This window comes from Salinilacihabitans rarus (genome assembly GCF_024296665.1).
Classification (GTDB): Archaea; Halobacteriota; Halobacteria; order Halobacteriales; family Natrialbaceae; genus Salinilacihabitans; species Salinilacihabitans rarus.
On sequence record NZ_CP100762.1, the window covers coordinates 814620 to 832782 of the forward strand.

Annotated in this window: 15 protein-coding genes and 1 tRNA gene; 6 read left to right on the plus strand and 10 right to left on the minus strand. The window is 65.4% G+C overall.

What is annotated here, in order from left to right; all coding sequences use genetic code 11:
- Window positions 1-375: 375 nt before the first annotated feature.
- Together NKG98_RS04340 and NKG98_RS04345 are read left to right on the plus strand one after the other, a co-directional pair.
- Window positions 376-2640: an N-6 DNA methylase gene (locus NKG98_RS04340; RefSeq protein ID WP_254768440.1), complete on the plus strand. Its 2265-nt coding sequence runs from the start codon at window positions 376-378 to the stop codon at window positions 2638-2640.
- 338 nt (window positions 2641-2978) lie between these two features.
- A complete protein-coding gene (locus tag NKG98_RS04345) occupies window positions 2979-3155 on the plus strand; it encodes a hypothetical protein (RefSeq protein WP_254768441.1) in 177 nt (58 codons plus the stop codon).
- A gap of 444 nt (window positions 3156-3599) precedes the next feature.
- Here the strand turns inward: NKG98_RS04345 and NKG98_RS04350 are convergent.
- From NKG98_RS04350 to NKG98_RS04365, 4 genes are all read right to left on the minus strand, one after another.
- Window positions 3600-3674, minus strand: a tRNA-Val gene (locus NKG98_RS04350).
- A 55-nt stretch (window positions 3675-3729) separates the two neighbouring features.
- Complete coding sequence (locus NKG98_RS04355) at window positions 3730-4008, minus strand: DUF7553 family protein (protein WP_254768442.1); 279 nt, start codon at window positions 4006-4008, stop codon at window positions 3730-3732.
- A 99-nt stretch (window positions 4009-4107) separates the two neighbouring features.
- Window positions 4108-4641, minus strand: coding sequence for a cob(I)yrinic acid a,c-diamide adenosyltransferase (locus tag NKG98_RS04360; protein WP_254768443.1), 534 nt, complete (start codon window positions 4639-4641; stop codon window positions 4108-4110).
- Window positions 4642-4723: 82 nt separating this feature from the next.
- A complete protein-coding gene (locus tag NKG98_RS04365; RefSeq protein ID WP_254768444.1) occupies window positions 4724-5329 on the minus strand; it encodes a TetR/AcrR family transcriptional regulator in 606 nt (201 codons plus the stop codon).
- A 97-nt stretch (window positions 5330-5426) separates the two neighbouring features.
- On the opposite strand from NKG98_RS04365, the gene NKG98_RS04370 reads away from it, so the two are divergent.
- The 3 genes from NKG98_RS04370 (at window position 5427) to NKG98_RS04380 (ending at window position 9320) form a co-directional block, all read left to right on the plus strand.
- Window positions 5427-8069 carry a PEP/pyruvate-binding domain-containing protein gene (locus tag NKG98_RS04370; protein ID WP_254768445.1) on the plus strand — a complete coding sequence of 881 codons (2643 nt, stop codon included), beginning with the start codon at window positions 5427-5429 and terminating at the stop codon, window positions 8067-8069.
- A 19-nt stretch (window positions 8070-8088) separates the two neighbouring features.
- The gene (locus tag NKG98_RS04375) at window positions 8089-8865 is read left to right on the plus strand and encodes a DUF4010 domain-containing protein (protein WP_254768446.1); all 777 of its coding nucleotides are present in this window, start codon (window positions 8089-8091) and stop codon (window positions 8863-8865) included.
- 293 nt (window positions 8866-9158) lie between these two features.
- Window positions 9159-9320: a DUF7838 family putative zinc beta-ribbon protein gene (locus NKG98_RS04380; RefSeq protein WP_254768447.1), complete on the plus strand. Its 162-nt coding sequence runs from the start codon at window positions 9159-9161 to the stop codon at window positions 9318-9320.
- Window positions 9321-9746: 426 nt separating this feature from the next.
- Here the strand turns inward: NKG98_RS04380 and gcvPB are convergent, their stop codons facing one another.
- From gcvPB to NKG98_RS04410, 6 genes are all read right to left on the minus strand, one after another.
- On the minus strand, window positions 9747-11201 hold the full coding sequence (gcvPB, locus tag NKG98_RS04385; RefSeq protein ID WP_254768448.1) for an aminomethyl-transferring glycine dehydrogenase subunit GcvPB: 1455 nt from the start codon (window positions 11199-11201) through the stop codon (window positions 9747-9749).
- Window positions 11198-12535, minus strand: a complete 1338-nt coding sequence (gene gcvPA / locus NKG98_RS04390; protein WP_254768449.1) for an aminomethyl-transferring glycine dehydrogenase subunit GcvPA — start codon at window positions 12533-12535, stop codon at window positions 11198-11200. Before gcvPA ends, gcvPB begins: the two co-directional genes overlap by 4 nt.
- A 176-nt stretch (window positions 12536-12711) precedes the next feature.
- Window positions 12712-14049, minus strand: coding sequence for a hydroxymethylglutaryl-CoA synthase (gene hmgB / locus NKG98_RS04395; protein ID WP_254768450.1), 1338 nt, complete (start codon window positions 14047-14049; stop codon window positions 12712-12714).
- Window positions 14050-14221: 172 nt separating this feature from the next.
- Complete coding sequence (locus tag NKG98_RS04400) at window positions 14222-14800, minus strand: DUF2150 family protein (RefSeq protein ID WP_254768451.1); 579 nt, start codon at window positions 14798-14800, stop codon at window positions 14222-14224.
- Window positions 14801-14867: 67 nt separating this feature from the next.
- A complete protein-coding gene (locus NKG98_RS04405) occupies window positions 14868-15740 on the minus strand; it encodes a TatD family hydrolase (RefSeq protein ID WP_254768452.1) in 873 nt (290 codons plus the stop codon).
- A gap of 46 nt (window positions 15741-15786) precedes the next feature.
- Entirely contained in the window at window positions 15787-16242 is a 456-nt protein-coding gene (locus NKG98_RS04410; protein WP_254768453.1) for an NYN domain-containing protein, read from the minus strand.
- A gap of 284 nt (window positions 16243-16526) precedes the next feature.
- Between NKG98_RS04410 and NKG98_RS04415 the strand changes: the two genes are divergently transcribed.
- The gene (locus NKG98_RS04415; protein WP_254768454.1) at window positions 16527-18110 is read left to right on the plus strand and encodes a S8 family peptidase; all 1584 of its coding nucleotides are present in this window, start codon (window positions 16527-16529) and stop codon (window positions 18108-18110) included.
- Window positions 18111-18163 lie beyond the last annotated feature (53 nt).

The window sequence follows — 18163 nt, forward strand, 5'->3', positions numbered from 1 at the left end:
TGAGTTGAATGGGGCGAATTTTCCTGCCGGAGTAGGTGACTCTCAGCCATCCGACACCCATCATATCTATTACCTGAATAGGGAACGGGGGGTGTCCAGAATTATTTGAGGCCTACAGCCGATCTCAAGCAGTATCTTCGGACAGCCCCACGGGGTGTGTCCAGAAAAACCCGACAGATGAATATCAGAAGATTTCGATTCTACATCAGGCGATTCCGAACATTTCATTGCGGCCCTGCGTAGGACAGACGCCCCGTCGGAGAATGTGGCATAATTTCGCGTCGATTTTCGCTTTAGAACTGGGTAAATTGGGGGATTCGGGGGTTAGAGGGCTGAGTTTTAAAACGGGGTGGCTCATGAAGCCGAAGCACTCCGATGACAATTCAACGGGACAGATTTCGCCGAGTAACATATCACACCTATGCGGCTGTCGATAGGGAACCAGAAATATCTGTAACCGGTATCGCCGCCACGTCACCACTTGCTCAGTCACAATCAGAGCCGCCGAGAAGCGACTCTGTGAGTACTGGGTTGAGGAACGAGTCGGCCTACACCGACGACCTCGTCAAGCGATTAGAAACAACTGCTGCAGATCTTGAGTCCAGAATCGCGGACCCGTCACCCGAAATGCAAGCAGCAGTCGAGTCATGGTGTGGCCTCAACGGATACGTTCCCAGTGACGACGCGACACCTTCGATCATCGCTAACCAAGCGGTGTTCGGACTCCTGTTGAAGGCCACGCTCCACGAATGGTACCATCGACGCGGCGACCTCCCGGAATTCGAAGGCAACGCACACGAACAGTTCAAGATCGCTTACGAGGAAACCGGTGACTCGGCGTTTACTGCGTGTGCATTAGATGAGATCCTCTGGGGTGTCGAAGCTAACACCGTCGCCGTCACAGAAGCACGAACTCAGCTTCTGGATTCCACGCAGCCAGCAACGGATATCGGACGTCTGTACGAGACGTTGGTTGCCAGGGAACATCGTCGGGTTCTCGGGCAGCACCGAACACCGACGGAACTTGCAGAGTTGATGCGAACTTGGGCAATCAGCAGTGAAGACACCGTACTTGATCCTGGGATGGGTGCTGGCCAGTTGTCGGCACCGTTCCATCCGGATTGGGAGATCAGTACTGATCCAACCCGTGTGTATGGGGTTGATCGCAGTCCACTTGCAGCGCTCATGGGAGGAGTTGCACAGGCGATTTCCGGGCAACAGCACGAGACCCGTAGAACTGATTTCTCCGAGTTGGATCCAGCGGACTTAACTCAAGATGTGGACGCAGTCCTGTGTAATCCGCCCTACACGCGTCACGAATCGCTCCCCTCGGCGTACAAAGACAAACTCAACGAGCAAGCCGAGAATCAAACGGGATTAGAGATCCCGGAAACGTCCCCGCTGTACGCGTACTTCTACTACCATCTCGGACAGTTCCTCGACACAGGGGATCGGGCGGCCGTCCTCACGCCTCATCACTTCCTCTCACGGGGTTTCGGTGAGCCCCTCAAGCAATTCTTGCTCCGGGAATTCGACATCAAGGCGCTTCTTTTGGACAATCCAGAGAACGAGTCGAAATTCGACACGGCGCAGACGACCAGTATGGTCGTGCTCCTCAAAGCGATTGATAATGAAGCGGATGTCGGGGTAACACGGTTCATTCGTGTCGACAGGGATCCTGGCGTTCAGACGAAACTGGAGGCAGCTCGGGATGGTAACTCTGGAAAGACGGACTGGGGGGTCATCAACTGTATCGAGCAGTCGGAGCTGAGCCCAGAGGGGCGATGGGATAATCTGTTCTATCCGAACGCTGTCGAGTTGCCTGACCTACCGCCGCTTTCAGATATTGCGGATGTCCATCGCGGGTTGCAGACCGGTGAGAACGATTTCTTCTGTCTCTCTCCGGATCAAGTCGATGACTGGGGAATCGACCCGCAGTACCTGTCACGAATCGTTCCAAGCCGGCGGTACGTCGATGGGTATGATATCCGCTCAGACGACTGGGACGACTACGATAGACATGGGCGGCCAACGTGGCTGCTCTACCACCTTGACCAGATAACGGGAGTCCCCGAAACGACCTATGACGACGACACTGGGTGTGCCCACTGGACAGAAGACTCACTGACCACGGATGCAGCAACCCCGATTATCGAGTATTTGCGGTATGGCCTGACCGGCCACGAATCACTCTCGACGAGGTCAACAGTACATGGGCGGAATCCATGGTACCGAGTAGAGCGCGGTGATACCGCACCGATCCTCGTGACGTCGACAGGCCGATCAGGATTCCGCGCGATACACAACGAGACAGACGCTAAGCATCTGAACAGGTACTATGGAGTCTATCCGGATCCTGAAATAACTCAGCAGGGCCAGAAGGCGCTACTGGCGTATCTAAACTTTGTCTTCGGCGATATCGGAATCTCTCAGCAGCGACGGGGACTCGTAGATGGGTTACCGAAGGTTGAACCTGGGGACGTGAAAGACATCCCAACAATTGACCCGAGAGAACTACCCAGTAGCGTCGTTGCCACGCTTGCCGGGTGTTTCGATGATCTCTGTGAGGCAGCGAGAAATGACCGAGATGAAGCGCCGACAATGGATCGGATTGAGTCAGTACTTCACCGTCTCCTGTGACGTACGGTAGTTCCGGTTCACGTAACTAGGTTCGTTTGGTCTGAGGGCTGCCCGTACCTATCGGCTTACAGTGCCACTTGACTACGTATCTATGTACTTGAGTATGTACGTGGGTACGTACACGGCCGTGTACATGGCCTCGACACTGAGTTTTTTCAGGGATGGTTTCTTTGTCGACGCCGATGTTTCGACGGTCGTTCCTCAAGACTGTCTCGGTGGTATCGGCATTGCCGTTAGTTCCCGATAGGTTCGCACCCAACAATCCGCCGGCGATACCGTCGGAGCGAAACGTCCTCTTTTGGTATCACTTCTATTCGGCAATTCAACGCGACCGTCCGATGAGTACTGAACGGGCGCGACAGCAGACGGTGTCGGAAGTAGCGCTTGAGGACATCTCTGAGGAGAAAGCTACTCATCTCCTGAGACTAGCGAACGATGGCGTGTACGAGACAGAAGACACTCCAGAGTGCTGGCGTGGAATGTTCGAAGAGATGGAACAGAAGCTGTCACGGTGAGAGAGCAGTATCATCGTGTTACTGAGACGCCGTCGCAGTCTGCCGACACCGAGATACGTACTCACTAACGCTCATAAATAATACACGAGTGCGTATGCGAGGATGTAGATGTGTCGGTGGTTCACTTTCGAGAAACCATTCGCTTTGTGGAGGCATCGTATCGATGCTCGTTCTTCCTGCCGTCGAAGCGGATCGGGTGATGACAAATTGGGCGCTCCGTGTGAGCGAACATTCTGATGCTACGCGGGCAGTCGAGAACAGATCAGCACCTCCTTTTTTATGTGATGGGGCACTGTCAATAACTGGATCGCCGTACGGAGGTACTCCGCGTGCAACGAGCGAATGAGTTCACGACCTCGAAATCTACGCCGTTATTGCCGACTCTTCCGTTAGAACCTTTGAAAGTCGAGATAACGGCCGAATACAATCCGTACGTGCCGCGTATGGGTTGGGGCGGATTTGAACCGCCGACTTCCTCCGTGTGAAGGAGGTATCATAACCGGACTAGATCACCAACCCGCGTCCGGTCGTACCCGGTCGCGGGACTTAAGAGCTTCCTTTCGACGGGAGCGGCTCACGCCGTCGCACGGCGCGTCTCGAACCGGCGGCGGGCGGTTCCGAGCGTCTCGCGGGCCCCACCCTCGGCCCGGCGCTCGACGGTTCGAACGCGCTCGCGGACCCCTTCGATTCGGCTGGGCTCGGGGTCGGCCTCGGGTTCGCGGCCGAGCAGGCGGCGGACCCGGGCGGCCGCCGGCGCGAGGGACTCCTCGACCCCCAGCTTCGCGTGTTCGGCGGCTCGCTTCTGGTAGTAGACGGCGTCTTCGAAGTGCTTGTTCACGATCGTTTCACGCAACAAATAGGTCGCGAGAGTATAAAGTCCTTTCGCAGAGAACGTAATTCGGTACGGCGGGCGAGGCCGTGCTCTATGCGACTCTCGCAGGTGAAAGAGTGGTCAGTACTCGGGTTCGTCTTCGCGTTCGCCGTCGCGCTGGTTGACGACGCGCGCGAGCGTGAACAGGCCGTCCGAGAGGCGGTTCAGGTACGTGACCGCGTGTTCGTTGACGTTCGCCTCGGCGGCGAGCGCGACGGCGCGGCGCTCGGCCCGCCGGCAGACGGTCCGTGCGTGGTGGAGTTTCGCGCCGGACTCGCTTCCCGTCGGGAGGATGAACGACCGGAGCGGTTCGAGTTCCTCGTCGTACTCGTCGATCCAGTCTTCGACCGTCTCGACGTGGTCGGCGCGCACGACGGGGTCGCCCTCGTCGGGGTCGGGATTGGCGAAGTCGGCCTGCACGACGTGGAGGTGGTTCTGGACGGTGGCCAGCCGTTCGTCGACGTCGTCGTAGCCGGTCGGCCGGACGGTCCCGACGAGCGCGTTGAGTTCGTCGACCGTCCCGTACGCCTCGATGCGCGGGCTCGCCTTCGAGACCCGCGTCATGTCCCGGAGGTCGGTGTGTCCGTCGTCTCCCCGGCCGGTGTAGATGGGCATACCCGAGCGGACGGAGGCTCGTCACTTAACTTCGGCGTCGAACGGATTTCCCGTCGCCGAGGACTCGGCCGGGACGGATGTCTCACTCTTCGAGCACGAGCCCCCTGACGAGCATCGAAATCGACACGTCCCGGACGTCTTCGTAGTAATCACGCGACGAGGCCTGATGGTCGCTGATCAGGAGAATTATCGGCTTCAACAGCCGGTAGACTGTCGTGGGATCGAGATCCGATATCGGGCCGTTCGACCGTTCTTGAACGGCCTCGATCAACGGAAGGCCGCCGTCGAAGAGGTCCTGTCGCGTCTCTTCTAACTTTTCGGGGGAGACACCGCGGATCGCATCGCGGGGGTGATTCTGCGAGAACGCCTGTTGCATGTACGGATTTTCCTCGTAGAATTCGACGTGGCTGTGAAAGAACTGTTCGAGTTGCTCCCGGGGGTCGTCTCTCTCGGCTAGGTCCGCACGCAACCGATCGGTGAACGACTCGATCTCCTGTCTGTAGATTTCGAGGTAGAGTTCCTCCTTGCTGTCGAAGAATCGGTAGAAGGTGGGCTTCGCGATGCCGACCGGTTCGGTGACGTCGATAACTCTGGTCCGATCCGGACCGACGGTGAGCAACTGCTCTCGACCGGCCTCGATCAACTCCGTCCGTATCTGTTCCCGTTCCTCGTCGCTGAACCCGCTCATATCTAGCGGTGCGTGCTATAACTTCATAATTGATTCGGTCACGGGGTAGAACCTCATGACCGAAATAGTTATGGAGTTAACGAGCCACGTCTAACACATGAACGTCCAGGGGAAAGACGAACCCACGCTCCGGTTGACGGAGCCCGCGGCCGCCGACCTCCCGAAAACCGGCGGTAAAGGGGCGAACCTCGCGAAACTCGTCGACGAAGGACTGCCCGTCCCGGACGGATTCTGCGTGACGACGACGGTCTATCGAACCCTCGTGGACGACCGGGAAATCGCCGCCCGTATCGACGACCTCGAGGACGTAGCCCCGACGGCGACGGACGAATTGCGCGAGATCGCATCGGAGATCAGGGAGCGAATTCGGTCGAAGGAGTTGTCCGAAGGCGTCGAACGGGCGATTGCGGACGAACTGGACCCCGGGCGATCGTACGTCGTCAGATCCAGTGCGACCGCCGAGGACCGACCGACGGCCTCGTTCGCCGGTCAGCACGAAACGATACTCGACGTGACCGGCATCGAAGACGTTTCCGAGGCGGTTCTCGAATGCATGGCCAGCCTGTTCGCCGATCGGGCAGTCACCTACCGTGGGACCAACGACGTCCCCCACGACGAGGTGGCGATGGCAGTCGTCGTCCAGCGACTGGTCGACGCCGACGCGTCCGGCGTGCTGTTTACCGCCGATCCGACGACCGGTAAGCGGACGACCGCCAGCGTCGAAGCGGCCCCGGGACTCGGCGAGGCGGTCGTCTCGGGAACGATAGCGACCGACAACGCCCGTGTCGATCGAGAGAGCGGCGAACTCGTCGAGTACCGCGTCGGCGATCGCACCGACGGTTCTGCCAGCACCGAGACCGGTCGCGTTCTCACCGACCGACAGGTGACAGAACTCGTCTCGTACGGCGAGACGATCGAGCGAGCGTTCGAAACGCCACAGGACGTCGAGTGGTCGATCGCCGACGGGCAGTTTTGGATCCTGCAGGCGCGGCCGATCACCACGCTCTTTCCGATCCCGTCGCCGTCGCCGGACGACGACGGACTGCACGTCTACTACAGCTTCAACCACCGGCAGGGGATGACCGAGCCGATGCCGCCGCTGGTCGCCGACTACTGGCGGCGCGTCACCGCCACGACGACGGCCAGGATCGGCTACGACCTGCCGACCGGCCCGGTCTCCACGACGGCCGGCGGGATCGTGTATCTGGACGTGACGCCGCTGGTCCGCTCGGATCGGCTCGCGTCCCGACTGTTCGACTCCCTCGCGGAGTTCGACCGCGAGGCGATCGGCCCGCTCGAAGACGTCCGCGAGCGCCGGGGCGACGACCTCGCCGAGATCTCGCTGCTCCGCGGCGTCTCGCCGATACAGTCGCTCTCGACCGCGAGCCGGCTTCTCCCCGCCGTCGTACGGTCACTGGGTGCGATCGTTCGGGGACTGGTGACCCGCTCGTACGACCGGGTGCCACGGCGAAGCCGGGAGTGGGCGGATCGGGCTGCAGCACGGGCGATCCGCGACGTTCGCGAGGGGGAGACCCGCCGCGACCGCATCCGGCTGCTGATCGACACGTACGAGGAACTCTCCCTCGAGGGCGTGGAACAGGCGTTCAAGCTCTGGAACGTGTACTTTTACAGGGCGGCGTTGGAGCGGCTCTGTCCCGGCGCCGACGCGGAGTTCGAGGCGCTCCAGCGGGGCCTGCGCGGGAACGTCACCACCGCGATGATGCTCGAACTGGGCGACGTCACCGACGTGGCTCGCGACCGTCCGGCGGTCGAACGGGCGCTGAAAGACGGTCGCGATCTGGAGGCGATCCGCGAGGTCGACGGCGGCGAGACGTTCGTCGACGCGTTCGAGGATTTCCTCGACGGGTACGGGTTCCGGGCGCCCGCCGAGATCGAGTTCAGCAGGCCGCGATACCGCGAGGATCCCGCGCCACTGCTGGACACCGTCCGCGCGTCCCTCGAAACCGGCGATCGGGGCGACCACCGAAACCACGTCCAGCGGCTGGAGGCCGAAGCCCGGGAGGCCATCGACAGTCTCGAACGGAACGCCGGTCGCGGCCGCTTCGGATCGATCCGCCGGCGACTCGTCCGCCCGTTCGCGCGGCGGTACCGGAGCTACCGCTCCATGCGGGAGACGCCCAAGTACGCCTTCTCGCAACTCCTGGCGGAAACGCGCCGACAGGTTCTCGCGGCCGGCGAGCAACTGGAACGCGAGGGCGGCCTGGAAGACGCCGAGGACGTCTGGCTGTACGACTTCGACGAGTTGCTGACGGCCCTGGAGACGCCGGACCGGCCGCTCGACGTCGACCTCGACGCTCGTCGGGCCGAGTACCGGCGACACCAGCAGCTTCGCGCCCCTCGCGTCATCGCGAGCGACGGGGAGATCCCTCGTGGGGAGTCACCCGCCGAATCGGACGCCGATCGGCTCGTCGGGACGCCGACGGCCGGCGGGGTCGCCGAAGGAACCGCCCGCGTCGTCCGCGACCCGAGCGACGCGACCATCGAGTCGGGTGAGATTCTCGTTGCCCCGCACACCGACCCGGGCTGGACACCGCTCTTTCTCAACGCGGCGGGCCTCGTGACCGACGTCGGCGGCGAGATGACTCACGGGTCGCTGGTCGCACGGGAGTACGGGATCCCGTCGGTCGTCGTCGCCGGAGCGACCGAGACACTCGAAACCGGACGACGAGTCCGCGTCGACGGCGACAGCGGCGTCGTCGAACTGCTCGACGAGGAGTGACGACCGCCGAGGGATCCCCATGGGACCGATCGCCGCGGTGATTCGGATCGTCTCGAAGCGGATCGAGCGCGACGATCTGGTGGCCACGTTCAAATTTCTCGGCATCGTGACGGTGCTCCCGTTGCTTCCGAACGAGGGACTCGACACCCTGTTCGGAGTGAACCCCCGCCACGTCTGGCTGGTCGTCGCGTTCGTCGCCGGGTTGAGCTTTCTGGGCTATCTCCTGTCGAAGGTCGTCGATCCGAAACGGGCGATCTGGCTGTCCGGGGTCGTCGGCGGCTGTCTCTCCTCGAGTTTGGCGATCGTGTCCCTGTCGGAGCAGGCGAGGAGATATCCGGAATTCGCCGCCGTCTACACGGTAGCCGCCGCGACAGCGTCGACGATCCTGTTTCCGCGACTGTTCGTCGTCGTCGGCATCGTCAGTCCGTCGCTCGCGCGCTCGCTGGCGGTTCCGTTCGTCGCCATGACGGGGGTCGGTGCCATCGTGACGGTCCTCCTGTGGCACCGCGTCCGCACCGACGACTTGCCGCCGATCGAACTCGACACGCCGTTTCGCGTGCGTCCGGCGCTGGCGTTCGGCGCGCTCGTCGCAGTCGTCATGGCCGCTCTCGATACGTTCGACCCGGCAATTCCGTCGGCCGCCGCCCGGAGTGGGGTCGTTCTGATAGTGGCCGGGAAATCGGTGAAGAACGTGGGCATCGCGTGGGTGGCCGGTGCGTCGAGAATGGCGCGGGCGGTCGCCGCGCTGTCCCTGTGCAGTACGGCCCTCGGAACGGCCCTCGTCTTCCTCCCGTAAACGAGTTCGCCGCCCCGCGCTGGGTTTGGGAGTCGAGCCGTCGTAACTCGGTGACGAGTTGCTCCGGATCGGGTGCCGGAGCCAGCATCGCTCCTTCACGGCCGGGCAGTACGCTCGACCGTGATCGGGTCACCACCCCGTCGAGTGTGTCGATCCGAACGGGTTGTGGGTCGACTCGTGGCCGGCCGACGCGCCCGGTTACGTATATCGGAATGTGGTTTATTTTCCGCCGGCCGTGTGGCTCGGCCGCGAAAATCAGTACGTTAAACTCGCTCGGGCCACGACGGGCGGGTATGGCTCTGGAACTCGACCACGAGTGCCCCAACTGCGGCGAGCGGACCTTCTACCGCGCCGCGAGCACGACCCTGCACCTCGGCGAGAAGGTCAAGTGGCACTGCCCGGACTGCGACTACGGGTTCGTCACGATCAACGGCATCGACTCGAGCACCACGTAATCGGCCACCCGTTTCGCTCCTCGCGGCCGCGCACACGACCCGCGTACGCGCCGGATCGACGACCCTTTTCGAGGCGTTCACCCCCGGGTACGAGGCCGGAGGACGGGTTTCTCCGGCGCCCCGGCGATCTCGCACGACCCGCTCTGCCGTCGGGTCGACGGCCGCCGCCCGTCCGAGCCGGCCGCGTCGACCGGGGGACTGACCGGCCGTATCGGATCTCTTGGGACGTCTGTCGTAGGTTTTCGGGGACGTCGCCCGCGTTCACCACGACCTGAATAAACTGCATACGGCTATACGAATTCGGCCGGCGACCCCACCCGGTTCGCGAGCGCGGTCGCGCCGCGAGGGGTGAAACCGCCGGCGGACGGGCGTCTCGGCGGACGACGTCTCGAACGGAAAACGACGGGCGATCGGGAGCGGTTCGGCCTACGCCTCGTCGAGCGCCTGCCAGGAGAGCCGCGGGTTCCGCGCGGCGCTCGTCTGGTCGATCCGGCGGGCGGTCGTCCGCTCGGGCGCGGCCTCGAGGCTCTCGTCGTCCTCCCCGGCGACCGCCCGGAAGGCGGCCGCGAGGCGGTCGAGGGTCTCCTTGCTCTCGACCTCGGTGGGTTCGGTCATCAGCGCCTCGGGGACGATCTCGGGCCACTTCGTCGTCGGCGGGTGGACGCCGTAGTCGAGCATCCGCTTTGCGACGTCGGCGGCGTCCTGCTCGCCCGCGCTGGCGACGAACTCGTGGTGGAACGGCTCGTAGGGCACCTCGTAGTCGATCCGGCTCGCGAGGTAGTTCGCGTTGAGGACGGCCTTCGCGCTCGCGTCGCGCAGTCCCTCGTCGCCGAGGCGGGCGATGTAGGCGAACGTCTTGACGAGCACGAGCCAGTTGCCGTGGAAGCCGTGGACGTGGCCGATCGTGTGTTCGGGTTCGAACAGTTCGTAACTCGTCTCGCTCCCGCTCGGCCCGTCTTCGCGCACGCGGGGTGCGGGCAGGAACGGCGCGAGGTCCTCGACGACGCCGACCGGGCCCGCGCCGGGGCCGCCGCCGCCGTGGGGCGTCGCGAACGTCTTGTGGACGTTGTAGTGCATCACGTCGAAACCCATGTCGCCGGGGCGAGCGCGCCCGAGAAGGGCGTTGAGGTTCGCCCCGTCGTAGTAGAGCAAGCCGCCGACGTCGTGGACCATCCCGGCGATTTCGGCGATGTCGCGCTCGAACAGCCCCAGCGTGTTGGGGTTGGTGAGCATGAGCGCCGCGGTGTCCTCCGAGAGGGCCGCTTCGAGGGCGTCGAGGTCGACCCGGCCGCCGTCGTCGCTGGGCAGCGAGACGACGTCGTAGCCGCCGAGCGCGGCGCTCGCGAAGTTCGTCCCGTGGGCGCTCTCCGGGACGATCACCTCGTTCCGGTCGCCCTCGCCGTTGTGCTCGTGGTAGGCCGCGGCGACGCGGATGCCCACGAACTCGCCGGCGGCACCCGCCGGCGGCTGGAGGGTGACGGCGTCCATCCCGCCGATCCGGCCGAGGTAGTCCTGCAGCCGGTACATGAGTTCGAGGGTCCCCTGGATCGACGCCTCCGGGCGGTCGGGGTGGACCGCGGCCGACGGGAGGGCGGCGACGTCCTCGGTGAACTTCGGGTTGTACTTCATCGTACACGACCCGAGCGGGTAGGGACCGGTGTCGATCCCGTAGGTCATCTGCGAGAGGCGCGTGTAGTGGCGCGCGAGTTCCGGTTCGGAGAGTTCGGGCAGTTCGAGCGACTCGCGGGTGAGGTCGTCGGGCAGCGGCGAGTCGTCATCGTCGATCTCGACGCGCGTGCTGTCTTTCTCCGAGAGCAGCGGTTCGTAGCGGCCGTCGCTGACGTACCGCGCCTGATCGTACCGGGCCCGGTCGTCGCTCATCGGACCACCTCCGCGAACGTCTCGGCGAACGCGTCGAGGTCCTCGTCCGGCACCCCCGCGACGCAGAGTTGGAGTTCGTGGTCGCCGACGACGTGGACGGCGAAGCCGCGCTCGGCCAGATCGTCGGCGATCGCCCGCGCGGGCTGGTCGACGCGGGCGACGAACTCGCGGAAGTGGCGCCGGTCGTGGACGGGTGCGATCGCGCCGACGACGTCGTCGACGCGGTCGGCGAGGTCCTCGGCGCGGGTCACGCCGCGTTTGGCGAGGTCGACCAGCCCCGACGGGCCGAGGACGGCGGCGTGGATCGCCGTCCGGAGTGCGACCCACGCCTGATTCGTGCAGATGTTGCTCGTCGCGCGCTCGCGGCGGATGTGCTGCTCGCGCGTCTGCAGCGTGAGGGTGAACGCGCGGCGGTCGGTGGCGTCCTCGCCGACGCCGACCAGCCGCCCCGGAACCTGCCGGAGGTACGCCTCGCGCGTGGCGAACAGGCCAAGCCCCATCCCGTAGCTCGTCGGGAGGCCGAGGACGCTCGCGTCGCCGACGACGACGTCGGCGCCGACGTCGACCGGCCGCTGGAGCAACGAGAGCGCCACCGGGTCCGAGCCGAGGACGAACAGCGCGTCGTGGTCGGCGGCGAGGCCGCCGACGGCGTCGAGGCGCTCCTCGATCGTCCCCCTGATCGTCGGGTTCTCGGCGTAGACCATCACGACGTCGTCGTCGACCGCCGCTTCGAGGGCGGCGACGTCGACGTTCGCGTCGTTGGTGGGGTACTCCTCGACGACGAGGTCGGTGCCGGCGACGTAGTTCTCGAGGGTGCTGCGTCGCCCCTCCAGCAGGAGGTCCGGGACGAGCACCCGGTGGCCGCTCGCGTCGCGGATCCGACCTGCGAGCGTCGCGGCCTCGCCGAGCGCCGTCGCGGCGTCGTACATCGAGCAGTTCGCGACTTCGAGGCCAGTCAACTCGACGAGCAGCGACTGGTACTCGAACAGCGCCTGCAGGAACCCCTGCGAGACCTCCGGCTGGTACTGGGTGTAGGAGGTCAGAAACTCCGAGCGGTCCGCGAGGTGGTCGACCAGCGAGGGGACGTAGTAGCCGTAGTGGCCCCTGCCGAGCAGTTCGGTCGGGTCGTCGTTGCGCTCGAGGATCGAGCGCACGAGCCGACGGGTCTCGCGTTCGCTTCGCGCCTCGATGCCGAACTCGTCGTCGAACCGCACGTCCTCGGGGATGTCGAAGAGAGCCTCGACGGAGTCGACCCCGACCGCATCGAGCATCGCCGCGGCGTCAGCGTCCGTGTGGGGAGCGTACGGGCTCCCCGTGGCGTGTGATCCGTTCATGGTACCTGAGAGAGTCCCGGCCGAATAGCGCTATTGGTCGCCCGCAGTCGGCCGCGGGTTTCGTTCCGAGACACGTTACGCGGTACTTGTGAGCACGGGGTAATGAACGCACCTCTTTCGCACCCGGTCGGCGCGGTCGAAAAGAGAAGCGACGCGGGAGTTCGAGGATCGCCGGCTTACTCGACGTAGCGGTACTTGCGCTCGCCCATCCGGCCCCAGCCGTCGAAGACGAACTCGGCCTCGGGGGTCGTCAGCTCCTCGATGTCGACGTCCATCTCGTGGTTGTGCGCGTCGTGGATCTCCTCGTACTCCTCCCAGGCGAGTTCGTACCGGGAGTCGAGCTGTTCGTCGACGTTGAGCTGAGCGAGCTCCTCCTCCCAGCCTTCCCGGACGGTCTCGGCGTGGATCTCCGCCTGCGCGCCGCTGCCGTAGGAGCCGAGGAGCAGGGTCTCGCCGGCGAGGTCGGTCCCCCGCTCGAAGGCGGACTTGAGCGCGCTCGCGCGCGCGACGTGGACCGAGCCGGTGTACCAGTTGCCGACCTCGCGGGCGATCGACAGCGTCGGTTCGATCGTCTCGGCGTACCACTCCCGGTAGGGGTCGGTGCCCTTGAGCCCGTCCATGTAGTCCCGCAGGGCGTCGTGGTAGGCCTCGTCGTCGTCGAACGCCTCGGGGCGGGGCTGGCGGCCGATCTCGTCTGCGAGTTCCTCCTCGATGGCGGTATCGCGGGTCATGTGCCGGTAGCCGAGTAGCGCGGCCTTCCGAACCATCCCCGGGAACGGGGTGTGAAACGGGATGAACGCGAAGTCGTCGGGGTGGGTGTCGCCGGCGACGCTCTCGTAGTCTTCGAGGGCCTCGCGCATCCGGGCGAGGTAGACCTGCACCGAGCGCTTGCCGTCGACGCTCGGGAACTGCTGGTTCGGCTTGAGGAAGTCGGTCTCGTCGGCCGAACCGTACCCCTGTTCGGGCGAGAGTTCGACGAGGGCCGGGTCCTCGTCGATGAGCATGGCGACCGCGCCGGCGCCCTGGGTGGCCTCGCCGGGGTCGTCGCGGGCGTACAGCGCGGTGTCGGTCGCGATCACCAGCGCCGCGCGGCCGCGGTTGCGCCCCGCGCGGATCCAGTTGTAGGCGTCGTCTAGGCTCTGGGTGCCGGCGATGCAGGCGAACTTGCGCTCGCCCTTGTTGGCGTGGTGGAAGTCACCGTCGAACACCTGTTCGAGACAGCCTGCGACGTACGTCGAAACCGGCTTCGAGTTGTCGAAGGCGCTCTCGGTCGCGACGTCGATCCGGCCGATGTCGTCCGGTTCGAGCCCTTTCCGGTCCATCAGCCGGTGGGCCGCGTTGGCGGCCATCGTGACGATGTCCTCGTAACTATCGGGGAACGAACTCGCGTTCAGCCCCAGTCCTTTCGTGTACTTCTCCGGGTCCTCGCCCTTCTGTGGCGCGAACGTGCCGGGAAGGTCCAGCCGCAGGTTCCCCGTCCAGACCTCGATCGCGTCGATGCCGACTGCCGTCATATCAGTACCATACGAGAGAACCTACAAGGTATTGTCGTTCCCGGTTTCGACGATCGACGTATATCGTTTCCGGATACGACGGCCGGCAACTATCGATCCGGTCCCGCTGGCGGCCGCCGGGCGCCGTCGCTCGGGGGCGTCGGATCGAGAAGAATCGAACGGGACAGAGCGGTTACTCGTCTTCTTCGACGACCTCGGGGTCGCTCATCGCGCTCTGGAGGCTGTCGAGGCCGTTGACCCACTCGGTGACGAGGCCGTACTCCAGTTCCTCGGCGAGGGACATGTCGAGGTCCTCGCCGTCGATGATCAGCGTGCCCGCCTGGGCGGCGTAGCTGAGCGCGGCGTCTAAGTCCTCCTCGGCCTCGGCGTCGGCGGCCGCGCCGACGAAGTCCCGGACGCTCCCCTCCTCGGCCGGGCCGCTGGCGACGTACTCCTCGGCGGCGACGAAGACGCAGACGAGGCTCGTCTGGACCCCGTCGACGAGCATTCGCTTCTCCTCGTCGTCGATGTCGACTTCCGAGAGAACGATCTCGCGGACGTCGGCGAGTTCGTCGAGGGCTTCCTCCCGGTCGAGTTCCCCGTCCTCGTAGGCGGCGACGATCTTGGCGACCGCGATCGCCGTGTCGTCCTGGAGATTCAACAGCAGGCGCGCAGACGACTCGTCTTCCGGATCGATCTCCTCGTCGTCGATCCGGTCGATCCAGTTCTGCCACCGTTCTGCCGAGTAGAACTCGGTGGGGGGATTGCTCATACAGCAACCTACACCGGCCGCTTGAAATGCCTTTCTCTACCCGTACGCGCCCGAACCCGTCGGCGCGCTATCGTCCGTCACGTCGCGCGGTTTCACGGTCGAGCGTCGCCTCGGTGTCGATCCCGTACACGCGCCGGGGCGTCTCGACGTGTGCGTTCCGGACCGCCTCCTCGTGGCCCTCCTCCAGCAGCCAGGCGACCCGCCGTGGCACCGTCTTCGGTCCCAACACCGCGCCCGGCCGGTCGGGGTCGTCGACGAAGTCCGTCTCCATCAGGAACGGCTCGCCGCGCTCGGCGGCCACGCGCAGGCGATCCTTCTCGCTCATCACGCTCGGCGTCGGCCCGGCGAGGCGGCCGCCGGCGTAGTGTTTGACGACGCGGTGGGGTTCCATCCCGGCCGCCGCGGCCCAGTCGGCCACCTCGGTCATGTCCTCGCCCGCCTCGGCGTGCAGTTGCACCGCGCAGTCGAGTTCGGCGCCGCGCTCGAACGCCCGGCGCATGACCGCGTTCGAGGCGTCCCAGACGGCGTCGTCGACCTCGTAGTGGGGTCGACCGGACTTCAGCGCGAGCGCCTCCCCGCGCTCGACGTACGCCGCGGCGACGTCGATCCCACCCTGCATGATCTCGCGGGCCTCGTCGGGGTCGTAGCCGCGCTCGTCGACCAGCCGCGAGATCAGCCCGGGGTGGACGCCGAGCACCGGCCACGCGCGCCCGGGGAGTTCGGCGGACGCCTCCTCGACGATCTCGATCGTCCGCTCGAAGACGGGCCGGAAGTCCTCGCCCTCCTCGGCCTCGACCCCGAGGTGCCACGAGGGTTTGTTCACGACCAGCAGGTGGGTCCCGCCCACGCGCGCGAAGTCCGTCACGGCCGCCAGCCCGTTCCCGCGGTCCGGGTCGAGGTGGAGGTGGTCGTCGAGCACCGGCGTGTCGACGTCGATCATACGCGCCACTGGGCGGTCGGCGGGGGAAAAGGCTCCGACTCGCGACTCACGATTCCAGGGTGACCGCCTCGTCGGCCGCGTTCCGCAGGGCGTCCGAGCGGCCGTACGCGCCGGGGGCGATCGCGACGGTCGCGACGCCGGCCCGGCCCGCGTACTCGAGGACGGGCTTGAAGTCGGTGTCGCGGGAGGCGACCGCGAGGACGTCGACCGTCCCCTCGGCGACCAGCGCGGTCGCGTCGACGGCGAGTTTCACGTCGACGTCGCCGCTGGTGACCACGACCTCGAAGCCGCGGGCCTCGGCCGCCTGCACGAGCCCCGGGGTGGCGTGCTCGTTCAGGTAGAGTCTGATGACGCCGACCCGGCCGAACTCGCGGGCGACGCGGCGCAGGTCGTCGAGGTCGACGTCGAACTCGTCGCGGAGCACGTTCGGCCCGTCGACGACGAGGCCGACCGTGCGATCGGCGCTCTCGGGGGCGAGACGGGCGCGAACGCGGTCGAACATACGCCGGCTTACACCGAGTCCGGGATAGGTGTGACGAATCGCGCCGCGATTCGCCCGCCGGCGGCCGGGCCGCCCCACGTTTCGGGAATTACTTCCGGAAATTATTAAATCTAACAATCGTTTACCGGGGCTCGAAGCGACGGGATTCTCCGCGAGCGGCGAACCGAGGATTCGGCAGAGACGTTCTCTCGAAACCGATACTCATAGCTGTCGGGAACTCGACATTAAATTTCACAACGTTTAGTAACGGTTTAATACCAGTTCGTGATCGATTCTGGCGTCCTATGTCAGAGGACACCACGGGTAACGTAGACAGGCGAAGCGTACTGAAAGCCGCGGGCGCCCTCGGCGCCTTCCTCGGGTTCAGCGGGACGGTCTCGGCGACGCCGGGACGGGACCCCGGACCGAAGAAAGACGAGATCCTCGTCGGCGTCTCGGCGTCGGCTACGAGCACCGAGGCGGCGGTGGCGGGAGCGATTCCGTCGAACGCCGAAATCGTCCACACGAACGAGACCCTCGGGTACGCCGCGGTGAAGGTCCCGTCGGACGCCTCGACGCAGGCTCGCGAGGACTTCAAGCGCAACGTCCGCAAGGAGAAGCACGTCGAGTACGCGGAGGAGAACGCGACCGTCGAGGCGTTCTACGTCCCGAACGATCCGCGGTACAGCGAGCAGTACGCGCCCCAGCAGGTCAACTGCGAGGGCGCGTGGGACACCACCCTCGGCGACTCCGGGGTCACCATCTCCGTCATCGACCAGGGGATCCAGTACGACCACCCCAACCTCGCGGAGAACATGGACGGCAGCGTCTCGAACTACGGCCGGGACTTCGCCGACGACGACGGCGACCCCTACCCGGTCAACGCCGACGAGAACCACGGCACCCACGTCGGCGGCATCGCCGCCGGCGGGACCGACGACGGCGAGGGCCACGCCGGCATCTCGAACTGTTCGATGCTCTCGGCGCGCGCCCTCGACGAGAGCGGCGGCGGTTCGTTGTCGGACATCGCCGACGCGATCCAGTGGTCCGCCGACCAGGGCGCCGAGGTCATCAACATGTCGCTGGGCGGCGGGGGCTACTCGGACACGATGGCCAACGCCTGCCAGTACGCCTACGACGCCGGTTCGCTGCTCGTCGCCGCCGCGGGCAACGACTACGGCGGCAGCGTCTCCTACCCGGCGGCGTACGACACGGTCGTCGCGGTCTCGGCGCTCGACGAGACCGAGAGCCTCGCGTCGTACTCCAACGTCGGCCCCGAGATCGAACTCGCCGCGCCGGGCAGTAACGTGCTCTCGACGGTGCCGTTCGACGGCTACGAGGAACTCTCGGGCACGTCGATGGCCTCGCCGGTCGTCGCCGGCGTCGCCGGCCTCGCGCTCTCGGCTCACTCCGGGCTCTCGAACGAGGAACTGCGCCAGCACCTGAAAAACACCGCCGTCGACGTCGGCCTCTCGAGCGACGAGCAGGGTTCGGGCCGCGTCGACGCCGACAACGCGGTCAACACCGACCCCGGCGACGGCGGCGGCGACGACCCCGACGACCCAGGCGAGGAGACGACCACCGTCCAGGACTCGCTGTCCAGTTCCTACGACAGCGACTGCTGGTCGTACGCCTGGACCTTCGACACCCCGAGTCAGGTCGTCGTCGAACTCTCCGGGCCGGCCGGCGCCGACTTCGACCTCTACGTCAACGAGGGTCGGGCCCAGTGCCCGTCGACCTACGACTACGACTACGCCTCCTACTCGTGGGACAGCCAGGAGGAGGTCGTGATCGACTACCCCGACACGTCGACCGACCTCTACATCCTCGTCGACTCCTACAGCGGGAGCGGCAGCTACGATCTGACGGTCACGGAGTACGAGGGCTGACGCGACCCCGTCGTCGGCACCCGACGCCTTCTCGCCGTTTCTCGCGCCTTCGA

What these genes read in the sequence shown, in the direction of transcription:
- gcvPA (WP_254768449.1), bottom strand. Translation starts at nt 12,535, where the DNA reads ATGAACGGATCACACGCCACGGGGAGCCCGTACGCTCCCCACACGGAC.
- NKG98_RS04375 (WP_254768446.1), top strand. Translation starts at nt 8,089, where the DNA reads ATGGGACCGATCGCCGCGGTGATTCGGATCGTCTCGAAGCGGATCGAG.
- NKG98_RS04365 (WP_254768444.1), bottom strand. Translation starts at nt 5,329, where the DNA reads ATGAGCGGGTTCAGCGACGAGGAACGGGAACAGATACGGACGGAGTTG.
- NKG98_RS04415 (WP_254768454.1), top strand. Translation starts at nt 16,527, where the DNA reads ATGTCAGAGGACACCACGGGTAACGTAGACAGGCGAAGCGTACTGAAA.
- hmgB (WP_254768450.1), bottom strand. Translation starts at nt 14,049, where the DNA reads ATGACGGCAGTCGGCATCGACGCGATCGAGGTCTGGACGGGGAACCTG.
- NKG98_RS04400 (WP_254768451.1), bottom strand. Translation starts at nt 14,800, where the DNA reads ATGAGCAATCCCCCCACCGAGTTCTACTCGGCAGAACGGTGGCAGAAC.
- NKG98_RS04360 (WP_254768443.1), bottom strand. Translation starts at nt 4,641, where the DNA reads ATGCCCATCTACACCGGCCGGGGAGACGACGGACACACCGACCTCCGG.
- gcvPB (WP_254768448.1), bottom strand. Translation starts at nt 11,201, where the DNA reads ATGAGCGACGACCGGGCCCGGTACGATCAGGCGCGGTACGTCAGCGAC.
- NKG98_RS04410 (WP_254768453.1), bottom strand. Translation starts at nt 16,242, where the DNA reads ATGTTCGACCGCGTTCGCGCCCGTCTCGCCCCCGAGAGCGCCGATCGC.
- NKG98_RS04340 (WP_254768440.1), top strand. Translation starts at nt 376, where the DNA reads ATGACAATTCAACGGGACAGATTTCGCCGAGTAACATATCACACCTAT.
- NKG98_RS04345 (WP_254768441.1), top strand. Translation starts at nt 2,979, where the DNA reads ATGAGTACTGAACGGGCGCGACAGCAGACGGTGTCGGAAGTAGCGCTT.
- NKG98_RS04370 (WP_254768445.1), top strand. Translation starts at nt 5,427, where the DNA reads ATGAACGTCCAGGGGAAAGACGAACCCACGCTCCGGTTGACGGAGCCC.
- NKG98_RS04405 (WP_254768452.1), bottom strand. Translation starts at nt 15,740, where the DNA reads ATGATCGACGTCGACACGCCGGTGCTCGACGACCACCTCCACCTCGAC.
- NKG98_RS04380 (WP_254768447.1), top strand. Translation starts at nt 9,159, where the DNA reads ATGGCTCTGGAACTCGACCACGAGTGCCCCAACTGCGGCGAGCGGACC.